Below are 14,886 nucleotides of genomic sequence, written 5' to 3' on the forward strand. Positions count from 1 at the left end.
ACCTTCGTGACGGATGTGTGCGTCACGCATCGGCACCGCCGGTAAAACACGTCACGACCTCTATGATACCAGGCCCCTTCGCTAATTGTGCCGCATGGGCCGGAGGCTGTCATAGCTGGATATAAAGACCCGGAAGACCCGGCCGAAGGCGCCCGTAATTCGCAGTGCGGCCTGCCGCCGGAGTGTGCCTCTGGCGCCCGCCGCAGGGGCGACGGGCCACGCGGCGACCTGTTCCCGATGTGGCGCATCGCGTTTTGCAATGGCGCAGGCTGGCGAACCCGTCCCGCGCGGTTCACGGCAATGCGCCTTGAGCGGTGGGCGGTTTTTCGCTAACGCCGATACACGGCCTCTCGTTTTTTCCGGAGACTCGACTATGCGCCCGATCCTGCTGTCCGCTGCCGCGCTGATGCTTGCCGCCTGTTCCTCGCCCCTCGATCCGCTCGCGAGCGGCTTCAACCGCCTCATTTTTGCAAGTTCCGGGCTGCCGTCCACCGCCGCTTCGGTGCCGACGAGTGGTGGCGCGACCTATGAGGGTCTGCTCCTGTTATCGCCGCAGGACGGCGGGCGGGCCCTTGCCGATTTCATCGGGGATACGACGCTGAACGCCACGTTCGACGCGGGCGGGGCCGCGCTCAGCGGCGCTGCGCAGGATTTCGTCAACAGCGACACGGCGCGGGAGGTCGCCGGCACCATCGCGCTCACGAATGGCCGGATCGACAGGACAAGCGCGATTGCGGACCCGGAGGGGTCTTCTTCCACGGGGGCGCTTCTGGTCAATGCCGATGGCACGATCACCGATACGGATGGCACGGCCTATGCCGTCGATGGTGTGATTTTCGGGGACGTCGTGGGGCCGTTCGGCCTCTACCTTACCGGCACCATGTCGGGCGACGTGGCGACGGGAGGGCGGACCGTTGCGGCGGGCGGACAGCTTGTGACCGAGCGGGTGGACTAGCCGAACACCGTATCAAAGCCGCGCCGCAGCGCCACGTCGAGGTCCGCCATTGTGACCGGCAGACCCAGATCGACGAGGGATGTGACGCCGTGTTCGGTGATGCCGCACGGCACGATCCCTGTGAAATGGTCGAGGTCTGGGTCCACGTTGACCGAAATGCCGTGAAAGCTCACCCATTTTCGCAGGCGCACGCCGATTGCCGCGATCTTGTCCTCCTGCGGGGCGCCGGTGGCCGAGAGGGGCTTGTCGTTGCGCACCACCCAGACGCCGACGCGGCCCTCGCGGATGACGCCGGTCACGTTGAACGTGTCCAGCGCGGCGATCACCCAATCCTCGAGCTGTTTCACGAAGGCGCGCACGTCGCGTCCGCGGGCGCCCACGTCCAGCATGACATAGGCCACGCGCTGACCAGGGCCATGATAGGTGTATTGGCCCCCGCGCTTGGTCTCGTAGACCGGGAAACGGTCCGCATCGACGAGGTCGGCGGGCTTGGCAGACGTGCCGGCCGTGTAGAGCGGCGGGTGCTCGACCAGCCAGACAAGCTCCTCGGCCTCGCCCGCCGCGATGGCCGCCGCTCGCGCCTCCATGAATGCGACCGCTTCATCGTAGTCGGTCAGCCCGTCCGTGATTTTCCACTCGACCATGCGCCTACGGGAGAAGCCCCGCCTCCTTCACCGCAGGGACATAGGTGCGGCTCACGGGGATGTCACGCCCGTCCGACATGGTGAGGATCGCGCGCGCACCGTCGCGCCGCGCCGCCGTGACCTCGCCGGTCGCGACCCAATGGGAGCGATGCACCTGCATCCCAGACACCGCGCCCGTCTCACCCATCGCGTCGCTGAGGCGCAAGAGGATCAGCTCGGCCCCTTTCGTGGTCGCGACTTCGACATAGTGATCCTGCACCGAGACCGAGATCAGCCGCCCGCGTTTGTCGACTGGCAGCCGGTCGATCAGCCGGGGCGGGGCGGGGGCGGCTGGGCCGGAGCCCTTCATCTCGCCCGGTTCGGCCCCTGTTATCTGCCGTTCGATGGCCACGAAGGCGGCCGCGATGATGATCGAGATGACGACGACGTTCGCCCCGAGGATCAGAAGCGGTTCCAGTTCGAGGAACTCGACACCGAACACGCCGGCATTCACGGCGAGGAGAAGGGTAAAGTTCACCACACCCGCACAGGCCCCCGCGACGATCACCGAGGTCCACAGCCCGACCCTGCGCGCGCGGAGGGTTTCGGCGACGACCGTGGCCACCGCGCTCCCCACGAAAAAACCGATGGCGGCGACGATGATCCAGTAAAGGATTCTGGGAAGGGGGCGCATGAACTCATCGGTGCCGAAAGGGCCGGCCAGACCAAGAATCACGCCGGTCGCGGTAAGCCCGACCCATGCGCCGCGACTGCGCGCGAGTGCGGCCATTTCCTGCCGTGCGATCTGAAGTGGCGTGCGCGTCACGTCGGTTCCCTTTCTGCCAGACCGCAGTTTCCCCCACGGACCGCCCGCTGACAAGACGATGCCCGTTTCCCCCGCGCTTTGCTTGCAGTATCAAGACCCGGCAGGGATGGCATCGAAGACGGGACATGAAGGTCTACATCAACACGATTCCCAAGGCCGGAACCTATTTCACGGCCGAATTCCTCGCCCAGCTCGGCTTCACCGATACGGGCTTCCACGTCGGACTGAACGACGTGCTGCGCACCAAGGATTTCCCGCTTTCCGTCAACATAGAAACGCCTACGGCGACCATTGAGAACAGGCCCTACGCGGAAGTCATCCGGGGCTTGAAGGACGGCGAAGTGGCTTTTGGCCATTTCCCGGTCGCCCTGCGCCCGTTGCGTTTTCCCGGCCTGCGCTTCATCTGCACCTACCGCCATCCGCGCAAGACGCTCATGTCGGAGTTCGTCGACTTCCGCTATCGCCGCCGTGACGTGCGGTGGATGTCGCGTGACAATTTCCAAGATGACGATGCGGCCTTCGTGGCCTTCCTCAGGCAGAAGGGGCCTGTCCAGATGGACCGTTGGAACGAGCTTCTGGGCATCCGGCGCCTCGTCCTGCTGCGTGTGCCGGGCTTTTCGCCGCGCCGCTATGCCTTTTGCAGCTTTGATGATCTGCTCGAAGGCGACGCCAGCGGCGAGGCTTTGGCCCGATGGCTGGGCCGCGACCCGGCGCGCGTGCCCGAGGCGCTGGCCCGCGCCCGTGCGGCGGAGACCAAGACCAAGGCCACCGGGCTTGAGGTCGACCGCAAGCGCCTCTGGTCCGCCGAGGCCGAGCGGGCCTATTCGGCCATCGGATTCGAGCGGAAAATGAAAGCCGCGCGTAGGCTCGGGTTGAACGTGTAACGCGATTGCCATTCACGCTTCGCGAACGGCAATCCTTTGCCATACACGCGTTTCGACGCCGCATTCGCGTAACAAGGCTCGCGCCGGACCGCGCCGCCTGCCACCCGTCTCCCATCGCAACGCAAGCCATGGAGAGACCCATGTTCGACCTCACGCCGCTTTTCGAAGCAGACCTCGCCGTCCAGATCCACGTCATAGCTGCGACGGAATCGATCCTGCTCACGCCCTTCGCGCTTTTCCGCAGGAAACGCGACCTTTTGCACAGGATCACGGGCTACGCCTGGGTGACCAACATGCTGGTCACGGCGGTCTCATCCTTCTGGATCATGGAGAACCAGCTCATCGGCCCGTTCAGCCCGATACACGCGCTTTCGCTTCTCGTGCTTTTCAACCTGTTCAACGCCATCCGCCAGATCCGCCGGGGTAACGTTAAGGCGCATCAGGGGATCATGAAAGGTACCGCGCTCTGGGGCCTCGGGATTGCCGGGGGCCTGACCCTCGTGCCGGGACGGATCATGAACGAAGTGGTCTTCGGCAGCGGTGAGCCGGGGTCGGCCAACACTCTCGGCGCGCCACTGACCATTGCGATGGTCGTCGCAGCTCTGGCCTATATCGCCTGGGCCGTCCGGCGCGACCGGCAATCCAGCCGCGCCTGAAGGTGTAAGTTGGCGACGAGAGCGCCGATCCCCGTCATATCGTAAAGCATGTCGGTGTTGTCGTGCTCGATCGCGACCCCGCCGGCCACCTCGTCGCCCGTCGCCCCGCCGATCACGCCGGCATAACAAGCGACGCCGGCACCGGTGCGCCAGCTTGCCGAGGTCCCGAATATCGCGACCGAATGGGTGTTGCCGCTCATGCCGTAGTCATCGAACACCCCGTGGGCGAGCGAGGGGCGTTCGGTGAGATTGTGGTCCCTCCCGTCCACCGTGAGCGATGACACCCCGTTGAATATGGGCGTCTACCGGGGCCGGCACGGTGCCGCGAGGCAACGATTGTCGCGCGCATTCGCCTGCATCGCGCCGGTTTTGCCCGTACATGTGCGAATTTCAGGCTGCCTGCGTATCATTGCCAAGAAATGCGATTTCCCCTCTTCACATCCCACGAATCCCGCGCTATTCAGCGCGCCACCAAGCCAAGACAGTGCGGTCGTGGCGGAATTGGTAGACGCGCAGCGTTGAGGTCGCTGTGGGGTAACACCCGTGGAAGTTCGAGTCTTCTCGACCGCACCATTTCTCTACTTTCGGAGAACGTCAAAGCCCAGCGAAATCGCGGGGCTTTTGGTTTTTCAGGGTCTGTTCCGGCCGCGGGTTCAGTGGAGGTTGTGGCGGCGCGCAGCCTCGCCCGCGATCCAGGCGTAGGTCTTTTCCATCCCCGCGCGCAGGGTCTCGGTCGGCTCCCAATCCAGCTTTTCGCGGATCAGCCGGTTGTCGGAATTGCGTCCACGCACGCCCTCGGGGCCGGGGATGTTGTGGATCGAGATATCCTTGCCGGACAGGTCGATCACCATCCTGGCCAGGTCGTTGATCGAAATCATCTCTTCCGACCCGATGTTCACGGGTCCCTCGAATTCCGAGCGCAACAGCCGGGTCGAGCCCTCGACGCATTCGTCGACATAGAGGAACGACCGGGTTTGCAGCCCGTCGCCCCAGACCTCGATCGTGCCGCCCTCGGGCGTCATCGCGACCTTGCGGCACAGCGCGGCCGGGGCCTTTTCCTTGCCGCCGTCCCAGGTGCCCTCGACGCCGAAGATGTTGTGATAACGCGCGACCCGACACTCCATTCCGTAGTTGCGGTTGTAGGCCAGGTAGAGGCGTTCCGAGAACAGCTTTTCCCACCCGTATTCGCTGTCGGGATTGGCCGGATAGGCGCTATCCTCGGCACAGTTCGGGTTGTCTGGGTCGAGCTGGTTGTGCTCGGGATACATGCAGGCCGACGATGAGTAGAACACCCGCTTGATGTTGCGCTTGTGGCAGGCGTCCAGCACGTTCAGGTTGATGGTCGCCGAGTTGTGCATAATGTCGGCGTCATTCTCACCAGTGAATACATAGCCCGCACCGCCCATGTCGGCGGCGAGTTGGTAGACCTCGTCGAAGCGCCGGTCGATCACCGAACGCACCACGTCCTGCTCGCGCAGATCGCCGATGACGAAATCGTCCGCTTCCGTCTCTGCATGTTCGTGGAATTTAAGGTCCACGCCACGCACCCAGAACCCCTCGCGCTTAAGGCGTTTCACGAGATGCCCGCCGATAAAGCCGCCGGCGCCGAGTACGAGTGCTGTTTTCATGTTTTCCGTCCAGAAATGGTATTCGATGGTTTAGGGACCGTAGAGTTTCAGGCGGATCGCGCAAGGTCCGATTTGTCGCGCGTCCGTTAAGTGTGGGCCATTCAAGACACACCGCGCCAAACGCCTCAGGCGCTGGGTCTCGCGTAGCCGAAGCCCCCGGAGGCAAGTGTCCTGAGACAAACTATTCCTTAATTTTTTCACTGACGGACCTGTATTTCCGTCGGATGCAAAAAAGGGTTAACGAAAGGTTAATATTCTGGGTGTCTGAAAAATTATTATCCGAAACAACGCGTTTTCCTTCTGTAGAACAAAAAACTGCATAAAATAATTCGGACCGCGTTGACCGGAATTAACACTTGCGCCAATGTCGGTCCGGGAGCTGCCGGGGTGAGACATCTCATCGGGCAAGAAAACTTGGATATACTCAATATTCTGACGAAGGTGCGGCAGCGTGGTGCCGCGTTCAATTCCGGCGCGCTGCGCGCGATCGACATCGCGGAACCCGCGCGCCCTGAGGGGCAAATGCGGTCGCCGACCACGACGACCCTGCCGCGCCTCGAAGCCATTGCGAAGCCGGGGGTGAGCCTCGTCTCCTGCGCGCGCAACCGGACCGACAACCTTGCCGAGGCGGTGTTGTCGTGGATCGCGCTCGACGAGCTGAGCGAGATCCTCATCGTCGACTGGTCCTCGGATACGCCGGTGGCCGGGGACCTCGCCGCGCGCGGCATCCGGGACCCGCGCCTGCGCGTGGTCCGTGTGGAGGGGGAGGACAAGTGGACGCTGTCTTACGCCTATAACGCGGGCTTCCGGCTGTCGCGTTACGACCGGATCGTCAAGGCGGACGCCGATATCCTCATCAATCCGGATTTTTTCGACCGCAACCCGCTCCCCGACGACGGGTTCATCGCGGGCAACTGGAAGCTCGCCACGAAGGATCAGCAGCACACGAACGGGTTTTTCTACACCCACCGCGCCGCGCTTGCCCGTGTGGGCGGGTTCAACGAGTTCATCACCTCCTACGGCTGGGACGATGACGACCTCTACGACCGTCTTGAAACCGAAGGCGCCCTCCGACGCGACGTGGTGCAGGACACGATCTATCATCAGCCGCACGGGGACGAGGAGCGGCTGGATGAGGGCGTGAACCGCCGCTCCGGCAGCGCGCTGGACCTCATTACGGGCGATCCGCATTTCGGCATCCGCCGCAATCGCTACCTCGTCGAACTCATGCCGGACTGGAAGCCGCATCTGGAACCGCTGCCGCTCGCCCATACGACCCTGCCAGACGGATCCGAAATCCTGCGCCGTCGTGCGAGCCACCCGAACGAGGTGCCGCGCTTCGTGGCCGAACGGGCCGACGACACTGCGCTGCGTGTCATGGCGTCATGGCGGTTCGGACAAGCGGTTCTCGGGCTGGAGGACGCGCGCCTGCGGTGCCTCCTGTCGCAACCCGCCGCCGCGCTCAACGAACAGGACGTGCGGCGCGCCCTGCGCCAGCAGGAGCGCGACGCCAAGCCGGCCCCCGATATCCGCGCCCCGGCCTATGTCCCGCATCGAACGCGGCTTTTCATCGACGCCCAGCACGGGTTGGGCAACCGCTTGCGCGCGATGGGATCTGCCGCTGCTGTGGCCAAGGCGACCGGGCGCGAACTCGTGGTAGTGTGGCAGCCCGACGATCATTGCGAAGCGCGTCTTACGGACCTTTTCGACTACGACGGCGCGGTGATCGAGGAGAGTTTCGCAGCGGATGCCGCCCGGCTCGGTGCCCGCGTCTACAACTACATGGAAATCGAGGCCGGGGCGGAAAAGGACGCGCCCATCGACCTTACATGGGCGGGGGACCTCTATGCCCGCTCGGCCTATGTGCTGAACTGCGGCGGCACGAGTTGGGAGGCCGAGAACGCCTTTCTGCGCGACCTCACGCCGGTCGCGCGCGTGCGCGGCCTCGTCGCCTCCGTGCGCGCGCCCAACGATGTCAGCGTCCATGTCCGCATGGTCGGCGGCGCGAAGGACGCGCATCTCAGCTACGAATCAACCGAGAACTGGACCGAGGAGAGCCAGGCAGAGATTGGTTTCTGGCGTGACAAGAGCCATTTCTCGGCCTTCCTCAATCGGGTGGAGACGCTTCGCAAGGCGGGGGAGGCGGACCGAATCTTCGTCGCTGCCGACACGCCCGAGGCCTACCGCGCCTTCGAGGCGACGTTCGGCGAACGGGCGACGCATCTGCACCGTGACCTGTACGACCGCTCGCCCGAGCAGCTGGCCTATGCGCTGGCCGATGCGATCCTGCTGGGCCGCGCACCCCGGTTGCTCGCCTCGACCTGGAGCTCGTTTTCCGAGCTCGCTATGCGCCTGGCGCCCGGCCCGCTGGCCCATGAGATGAGCGGAAAGGATTTCTGAGTGTCCGCTATCAATTGCGCCCGCCCCGCCGGAATGGACCGACCGCACCATAACCGCTACGGTCCCTTCATGGGTCCGACCCGAAAGGCCGCGCCATGCTGACCAGCGTCACCAATCCGCCCGTCCACCACATCAAGCCGCCGGCCTTCGTCCATCTGTTCAAGGCGGCGGGAACGTCGATCCAGATCCAGATGCGCTCGGTTCTGGGCAGTGACGCGGTTCCCAAGATCAACGACGGGGATACCTTCCTGCCTGACATCGCCGCCGCATTGGACGCACCCGAAACCCGCATCATCAGCGGGCATTATTCCTTCGCGCGGATCAATGCGGCCTATCAGGCCGCCGAGAAAGGCTCGCCCACCTGTTTCACCTTCATCCGCGATCCCATCGACCGGATGGTGTCGAGCTACAATTACTTCCGCGAGACGGTCGGGGAGAAATGGCACCAGCAGGCGGCAGAGATGACACTCGACGACTTCGCGCTCTTTCTGATCGACAACGACCCGCGCGCGATCTGCAATCATCAGTGCCAGGAATTGTCGGCCGACCACACAGCCACTTTTGCCGCCGCCCGCGCCAATATCGAGGCGCATTTCGCCTTCGTCGGCTGTGTGGAGGAGATGGAGGCGGCCAACCGTGTCGCGCAGTCATGGCTCGGGGTGAGCTGGGATGGAACCACACGGCTCAACGTCTCGACCCACGGGGTGACGCGCCGTTCACTGTCATCTGCCGTGCGCGCGCGTGTCGCCGCGGCCACCGCCGAGGATCAGGAACTCCTCGCCTTCGTGCGTGATAAAGGGTGTTTTGTGGGGCAGGCCGTGGAGCGCGCGGCCCGCAGCGCCTGAGCTCGTCAAAGGTCGGCGAGGACCGCCCGCGCCTTGGCGCAATCCGCGTCCATCTGCATGATGAGCGCGTCGATATCTTCGAACCTTTCTTCGGGCCGCAGGTAATCGACAAGGGCGACCGAGATATGCTCGCCATAAAGGTCGCCGCGGAAGTCGAAGAGGAACGTCTCGATGTTCGGGATGTTTTCCCCGAAGGTCGGGCGCACGCCGATGGAGGCCGCGCCCCCGTATTCACCGGCGTGCGGGCCGGTCAGCACGTCGGCCTTGACGGCATAGACCCCGTATTTGGGCGGATGCAGTCCGGCGATGGACATGTTGATCGTGGGATAGCCCAGGTCGCGCCCGCGCTGGTCGCCCCGGATCACTTCGCCGTCCACCCGGTGCCAGTGCCCCAGCATCCGTGCGGCATCCTGCGGGCGGCCCTCGGTCAGCGCCTCGCGGATGGCGGTGGAGCTGATCTCCACGTCGTCATCGCGCATCAGCGGCGCAACGGTCACGCCAAAGCCCAGCGCCTCGCCCAGAGCGATAAGCGTCTCCGTGGTCCCGGCGCGCTTGGCCCCGAAATGGAAATCCGCCCCCACGACGACATGGCTCAGGCCCAGCCCCTCCACGATCACCCGCCGCGCGAAATCCTCGGGCGTGAGAGCAGACAGGGTGTCGTTGAAGGTCAGTTCATAAAGCAACTCGACGCCGAGCCAGTCGAGCCGGTTGGCCCGCGCTTCGGCATTCATCAGCCGGAAGGGATCGCCACCGGGCACGAAATACTCGCGCGGGTGCGGCTCGAACGTCATGACGCCCAGCGGCGCGCCCGAGGCCGTGGCCTCGCGCCGCGCGATGTCGATGACGAACTGGTGGCCCCGGTGCACGCCGTCGAAATTCCCGATGGCAGCCGATGCCCCCCGGTCCCGATCTTCGACGAACTGAAAATCACGAATGATGCGCATAGGGCGGGAGTAGCCCCGCCACACTTGGGTCGCAAGCGGGAATGACGTCCCGAACCCCTTCTCTGTTTCCCGAAACCTTCGGGGGGGGCGCGAAGCGCGCGGGGGCAGACAGCCCCCTCGCACCTCCTCATCCCTCACGCCCCCGGGGAGGTCGTCCCCGCGAGCGTAGCGAGCCACCGCGACGGGGCACCAGCCCCGGCGCAACCCCTCAGCCGATCTCGGCCAGTCGGGCCAAAGCCTCGCGCAGCTTGGCCGCTTCGTCCTCGCGCGCGTCGAGGTTGCCTTGCGCTTCGGCCACCACCTCGTCCGGGGCGTTCTGGGCGAATTTCGGGTTGTTCAACCGGCCTTTCAGTCCCCCGATCTCTTTCTCCAGCTTACCCAGCGTTTTTTCCAACCGCGCCTTTTCCTCGTCCACGTCGATGATGTCGGCGAGCGGCAAGGCAAAGGTGCCGCCCTCGACCGGAATGGTCACACAGCCCTTGGGCAGGTCGGCCATCTCGGTCACGCTGTCGATGCGCCCCAGCTTGAGGATCAGCGTCTCGTTGGTGGCGAAGGCCGCCCGGCCCGCGTCGTCCAGATCACGCAGGATCATGGGAATTTTCAGCCCGGCCGGTACATGCATCTGGGCGCGCGCCGAACGCACGTCCTCGATCAGCCACACGACCCAATTGAGTTCCCGGTCCGCATCCGCGTCGATCAGTTCGGCGCCGTAGGTGGGCCAGTCCTGATGGACCAGCAGCGTGTCACGTGCCGCGATCTGACCCCAGAGCTCTTCCGTGATGAACGGCATGATCGGGTGGAGCAGGATCAGACACTGGTCGATGACCCAGGCCATCGTCGCCCGCGTCTCGGCCACAACGGCCGCATCGTCCGAGGCCAGAAGGGGCTTGGCGAACTCCAGATACCAGTCGCAGACCTTGCCCCAGACATAGGCGTAAAGCCCGTTGGCCGCGTCGTTGAACCGGTAGGCGGTGATCGCCTCGTCCACCGTCACGCGGATGCGCGCGGTCTCGCCCACGATCCACTTGTTGACCGTGGCCGTCACACCCGCTGGGTCGAACGCCGGGTCCGGCTTGCAGTCGTTCATCTCGGCAAACCGGGCCGCGTTCCAGAGCTTGGTGCCGAAGTTGCGATAGCCCTTGATCCGCTCTTCGGACAGCTTCAGCACGCCACCGATGGCCGCCATCGAAGCATTGGTGAAGCGCAGCGCGTCCGCGCCGTATTCGTCGATGATCTCCAGCGGGTCGATGACGTTGCCGGTCGTCTTGGACATCTTCTTGCCCTTCTCGTCTCGCACGAGCTGGTGAAGATAGACGGTGTGGAACGGCTCCTTGTCGACCACGGCGAGCTGCATCATCATCATCCGCGCGACCCAGAAGAACAGGATGTCGAACCCGGTGACGAGCACGTCGGTCGGAAAATACTTGGCCAGTTCCGGCGTCTCATCCGGCCAGCCCAGCGTTCCGATTGGCCACAGGCCGGACGAGAACCATGTGTCGAGCACATCCGGGTCGCGCCAGACCGGATAGACCAGCTTGGACGGGTCCTGATCGACGGTGTAGCGGGCGAGCGTGTCAGCCAGAACGTCGATGGCCTCTTTCTTGTCGGCCACTTCGATGATGCGCATGTGATTGATCGGCACCGGCGTATCCGCGATCTCGTCGGTGAACGCGTCGACCACGCCCTCGAACGTCTCGGCGGCGTGATGCACTTCGCCCCGATGGACGAGGCCACCCAAAAGCACCTTGAGCATTTCGATCTCGTCCAGATCGCCATCGGCGCTGACGTAATCGGTGTAGCTCAGGTCCAGCCCGTACCAGACGGGGATCTGATGACCCCACCAGAGCTGGCGCGAAATGCACCAGGGCTCGATGTTCTCGAGCCAGTGGTAATAGGTCTTCTCGCCCGCTTCGGGGATGATCTTGGTGCGCCCCTCGCGCACGGCGTCGAGCGCGGGGCCGACGACCTTTTCAGCATCCACGAACCACTGATCCGTCAGCATCGGTTCGATCACGACCTTGGAGCGATCGCCGAACGGCTGCATGATCGGCTTGTTCTCGACGAACGGGACCATGTCTCCGTCTTCGTTGGCGATGGTGACGGCGAGTCCCTCGGCATTGATCTGCTCGACAACTCGTTCCCGTGCCTCGAACCGGTCCAGCCCGCGTAGGTCGTCGGGGACCAGATTGAGCGTGTCGACCTCGGCCCCGGTGAAATCCGCGCCCTCGGCAATCTCCTGCGCCCGCGTGGCACAGGTGGCGTAATCTTCGCCATCCGCGCGCATCTGGCCGGCCATATCCATGAGCCGGTACATCGGGATGCCACCGCGCGAGGCGACGCCGTAATCATTGAAGTCATGCGCGCCGGTGATCTTGACCGCGCCCGAGCCAAAGTCCGGGTCCGGGTAGTCGTCGCTGATGATCGGGATCAGGCGGCGATGCTCTTTCGGACCCACCGGAATCTCACAGAGCTTGCCCACGATGGGGGCATAGCGTTCGTCTTTGGGATGGACCGCCACAGCCCCGTCGCCCAGCATGGTTTCGGGCCGGGTCGTGGCAATCGAGATGTAATCGCGCTCTTCGGTGAGCGTGACGTTCCCGTCCTCGTCCTTTTCGACGTAGGTATAGGTCTCGCCCCCCGCCAGAGGGTATTTGAAGTGCCACATATGGCCCTGCACTTCGATGTTCTCGACTTCCAGATCGGAAATCGCGGTCTCGAAATGCGGGTCCCAGTTCACCAGCCGCTTGCCGCGGTAGATGTAGCCCTTCTCATACATGTCGAGAAAGACCTTGATGACCGCGTCGTGGAAGTTGGGGGAGTTCTCATGCCCCGTGCGCGGGTCGCCATCGGCCCCGGCCATGGTGAAGGCGTTGCGGTCCCAGTCGCAGGAGGCGCCGAGGCGCTTGAGCTGTTCGACGATGGTGCCGCCATACTGCCCCTTCCATTCCCACACCTTGTCGAGAAAGGCCTCGCGCCCGAGTTCCCGGCGCGAGGGTTGCTGGGTGTTGGCCAGCATCTTTTCGACCTGAAGCTGGGTGGCGATGCCCGCATGGTCCTGACCCGGCTGCCAGAGCGTATCGAACCCGCGCATACGGTGCCAACGCACGAGGATGTCCTGAAGCGTGTTGTTGAATGCGTGGCCCACATGGAGCGCGCCGGTCACGTTGGGCGGCGGGATCATGACTGTGAAAGTCTCGTCCCGCGAGGCGTTGGCCCCGGCAGCGAAGGCGTTCGCCTCGTCCCAGGCCGCGGAAATGCGCGGCTCGGCGGTTTTGGCGTCGAAGGTCTTGTCCATGGCCATGAGATTGTCCCCGTTCCTGGGTGGCTTCGGTCGATGGCGTGATAACGGCCTTGGCCGGGAAGGGGAAGGCGGCGCTTCCAAATTGTGCGGGCTGGCGCCCGCGCTTTATTGCGGGAGGCGTGACGACCGCGACTCGAAAGCCGGGAATGATGCGCGGGATCGGGGCGGCGGATGTCTTGTCAGGTCACCACGTCCGGCGCGCTGCGGCCCGTGCGCTTCTCGAGGTCCGCGATCTGGTCGGCGGCGCGGGCCACACGCTCCAGCGCTTTCTGGGGGTCCTGGCGCAGATTGCCGGTCGGTTTCTCGTGGTTCTCCAGATAGAGCCGGATCGTCGCCCCCTGCGTCCCCGTGCCCGACAGGCGCAGCACGGCGCGCGCGCCGCCTTCGAAACCGAGGATAATGCCTTGCGACGTGGCGGTCGATCCATCGACCGGGTCGGTGTAGTCGAAATCGCGCGCCTCGGTCACGGTGAGACCGGCAAAGCTCTTCCCCGGCAGGGTTTCGAGGGCAGCCCGCAGATCGTCCATGATCGTGCCGGCGATGTCGCTGTCTACCGCCTCGTAGTCATGGCGGGAGTAATAGGTGCGCCCGAAACGGCCCCAATGATCCTCCATGATCTGCTGCACGGACTGTCCGCGCGCCGCGATGATGTTGAGCCAGAGGAGCACGGCCCAGAGCCCGTCCTTTTCGCGCACATGGCTGGACCCTGTTCCGGCGCTTTCTTCGCCGCAGATCGTGACCTGTCCGGCGTCGAGCAGGGTGCCGAAGAATTTCCAGCCTGTGGGCGTCTGGTGCGCGGCAATGCCGAGCGCCTCGGCCACGCGGTCGGCGGCGGCCGACGTCGGCATGGAGCGCGCGATCCCTGCGATCCCGTCGGCGTAGCCGGGGGCAAGATGGGCGTTGGCCGCGATCACGGCGAGGCTGTCGGAGGGTGTGACGTAGATGCCTTGGCCCATGATCATGTTGCGGTCGCCATCCCCGTCCGAGGCCGCGCCGAAATCCGGGCCGTCCGGGACCATCATGTGATCGACCAGGTCCTTGGCCCATACCGGATTCGGGTCCGGGTGGCCGCCGCCGAAATCGGGGGAAGGGCGGCGGTTCACGACACTGCCGTGTTTCGCGCCGAGCCGACGTTCGAGGATCTCGACTGCATAGGGGCCGGTCACGGCATGCATCGCATCGAAGCGCAGGGTGAAGCCGCGCGAGATCAGGTCGCGGATCGCGTCGAAGTCGATCAGCGTTTCCATGAGGTCAGCGTAATCCGCCACCGGGTCCACCACTTCGATCGTCATGTTGCCAAGGGTGAAGGTGCCCTCCTCCGTGATCTCGGGCGCATCTTCCTGCGCGATGTGGTATTCGGTGAGCGTCTGCGTCTCGGCATGGATCGCGTCGGTGATCGCTTCCGCCGCCGGCCCGCCGGTTTCCGTGTTGTACTTCAGCCCGAAATCGCCCTTGGGGCCACCGGGGTTGTGGCTCGCCGACAGGATAAAGCCGCCGTCGGTTCCATATTTGCGGATCAGGTGCGAGGCTGCCGGCGTGGAGAGCAATCCGCCGCGCCCGACGATAATCTTCTTCACCCCGTTCGCCGCGGCCATCCGCAGAATTTTGGCGATCGCGATGTCGTTGAAGTAACGTCCGTCGCCGCCGACGATATAGGTTCTGCCCGCAGGTTCGATGGTGTTGAAAATCGCCTGCACATAGTTTTGCAGGAAGTCAGGCCGCGAGAAGACCTCGGTCGTTTTCCGCAGGCCCGACGTGCCGGGTTTCTGGCCTTCGATCGGGCGTGTGGCGCGTGTCTTGATCTGCATCTCGGCGTCCATTCCT

The 14,886-nt window shown here is 64.4% G+C and carries 12 protein-coding genes and 1 tRNA gene; 6 read left to right on the plus strand and 7 right to left on the minus strand.

Annotation, left to right across the window (positions count from 1 at the left end):
* Positions 1-373: 373 nt before the first annotated feature.
* Positions 374-955 carry a hypothetical protein gene (locus tag B2585_RS15835; RefSeq protein ID WP_292024914.1) on the plus strand — a complete coding sequence of 194 codons (582 nt, stop codon included), beginning with the start codon at positions 374-376 and terminating at the stop codon, positions 953-955.
* Here B2585_RS15835 and lipB read toward each other — a convergent pair.
* Positions 952-1,599, minus strand: a complete 648-nt coding sequence (gene lipB, locus B2585_RS15840; protein WP_292024915.1) for a lipoyl(octanoyl) transferase LipB — start codon at positions 1,597-1,599, stop codon at positions 952-954. The two genes, B2585_RS15835 and lipB, sit on opposite strands and share 4 nt — an antisense overlap.
* A 4-nt stretch (positions 1,600-1,603) precedes the next feature.
* The gene (locus tag B2585_RS15845; RefSeq protein ID WP_292024916.1) at positions 1,604-2,404 is read right to left on the minus strand and encodes a LytTR family DNA-binding domain-containing protein; all 801 of its coding nucleotides are present in this window, start codon (positions 2,402-2,404) and stop codon (positions 1,604-1,606) included.
* A 125-nt stretch (positions 2,405-2,529) separates the two neighbouring features.
* Between B2585_RS15845 and B2585_RS15850 the strand changes: the two genes are divergently transcribed.
* On the plus strand, positions 2,530-3,288 hold the full coding sequence (locus tag B2585_RS15850; protein ID WP_292024917.1) for a hypothetical protein: 759 nt from the start codon (positions 2,530-2,532) through the stop codon (positions 3,286-3,288).
* A gap of 140 nt (positions 3,289-3,428) precedes the next feature.
* On the plus strand, positions 3,429-3,944 hold the full coding sequence (locus B2585_RS15855; RefSeq protein WP_292024918.1) for a DUF2306 domain-containing protein: 516 nt from the start codon (positions 3,429-3,431) through the stop codon (positions 3,942-3,944).
* Here the strand turns inward: B2585_RS15855 and B2585_RS15860 are convergent.
* Positions 3,896-4,228: a hypothetical protein gene (locus tag B2585_RS15860; RefSeq protein ID WP_292024919.1), complete on the minus strand. Its 333-nt coding sequence runs from the start codon at positions 4,226-4,228 to the stop codon at positions 3,896-3,898. The genes B2585_RS15855 and B2585_RS15860 overlap by 49 nt on opposite strands.
* A gap of 202 nt (positions 4,229-4,430) precedes the next feature.
* On the opposite strand from B2585_RS15860, the gene B2585_RS15865 reads away from it, so the two are divergent.
* Positions 4,431-4,517: transfer RNA gene (locus B2585_RS15865), tRNA-Leu, on the plus strand.
* A gap of 80 nt (positions 4,518-4,597) precedes the next feature.
* Here B2585_RS15865 and B2585_RS15870 read toward each other — a convergent pair.
* Positions 4,598-5,572: an NAD-dependent epimerase/dehydratase family protein gene (locus tag B2585_RS15870; RefSeq protein ID WP_292024920.1), complete on the minus strand. Its 975-nt coding sequence runs from the start codon at positions 5,570-5,572 to the stop codon at positions 4,598-4,600.
* Positions 5,573-5,986: 414 nt separating this feature from the next.
* Here B2585_RS15870 and B2585_RS15875 point away from each other — a divergent pair, with 414 nt between their 5' ends.
* Together B2585_RS15875 and B2585_RS15880 are read left to right on the plus strand one after the other, a co-directional pair.
* Positions 5,987-7,972 (plus strand): glycosyltransferase, encoded by a 1,986-nt coding sequence (locus tag B2585_RS15875; protein ID WP_292024921.1) that lies wholly within the window; start codon positions 5,987-5,989, stop codon positions 7,970-7,972.
* A 95-nt stretch (positions 7,973-8,067) separates the two neighbouring features.
* Positions 8,068-8,817, plus strand: coding sequence for a sulfotransferase family 2 domain-containing protein (locus tag B2585_RS15880; RefSeq protein WP_292024922.1), 750 nt, complete (start codon positions 8,068-8,070; stop codon positions 8,815-8,817).
* A gap of 5 nt (positions 8,818-8,822) precedes the next feature.
* On the opposite strand, the gene B2585_RS15885 is transcribed toward B2585_RS15880, so the two are convergent.
* The 3 genes from B2585_RS15885 to B2585_RS15895 form a co-directional block, all read right to left on the minus strand.
* Positions 8,823-9,761 (minus strand): bifunctional riboflavin kinase/FAD synthetase, encoded by a 939-nt coding sequence (locus B2585_RS15885; RefSeq protein ID WP_292024923.1) that lies wholly within the window; start codon positions 9,759-9,761, stop codon positions 8,823-8,825.
* A 208-nt stretch (positions 9,762-9,969) separates the two neighbouring features.
* Complete coding sequence (locus tag B2585_RS15890) at positions 9,970-13,062, minus strand: valine--tRNA ligase (RefSeq protein ID WP_292024924.1); 3,093 nt, start codon at positions 13,060-13,062, stop codon at positions 9,970-9,972.
* 179 nt (positions 13,063-13,241) lie between these two features.
* On the minus strand, positions 13,242-14,870 hold the full coding sequence (locus B2585_RS15895; protein WP_292024925.1) for an alpha-D-glucose phosphate-specific phosphoglucomutase: 1,629 nt from the start codon (positions 14,868-14,870) through the stop codon (positions 13,242-13,244).
* Positions 14,871-14,886: the final 16 nt, after the last annotated feature.

It is taken from the genome of Maritimibacter sp. UBA3975 (assembly GCF_002384975.1).
Taxonomy (GTDB): Bacteria; Pseudomonadota; Alphaproteobacteria; order Rhodobacterales; family Rhodobacteraceae; genus Maritimibacter.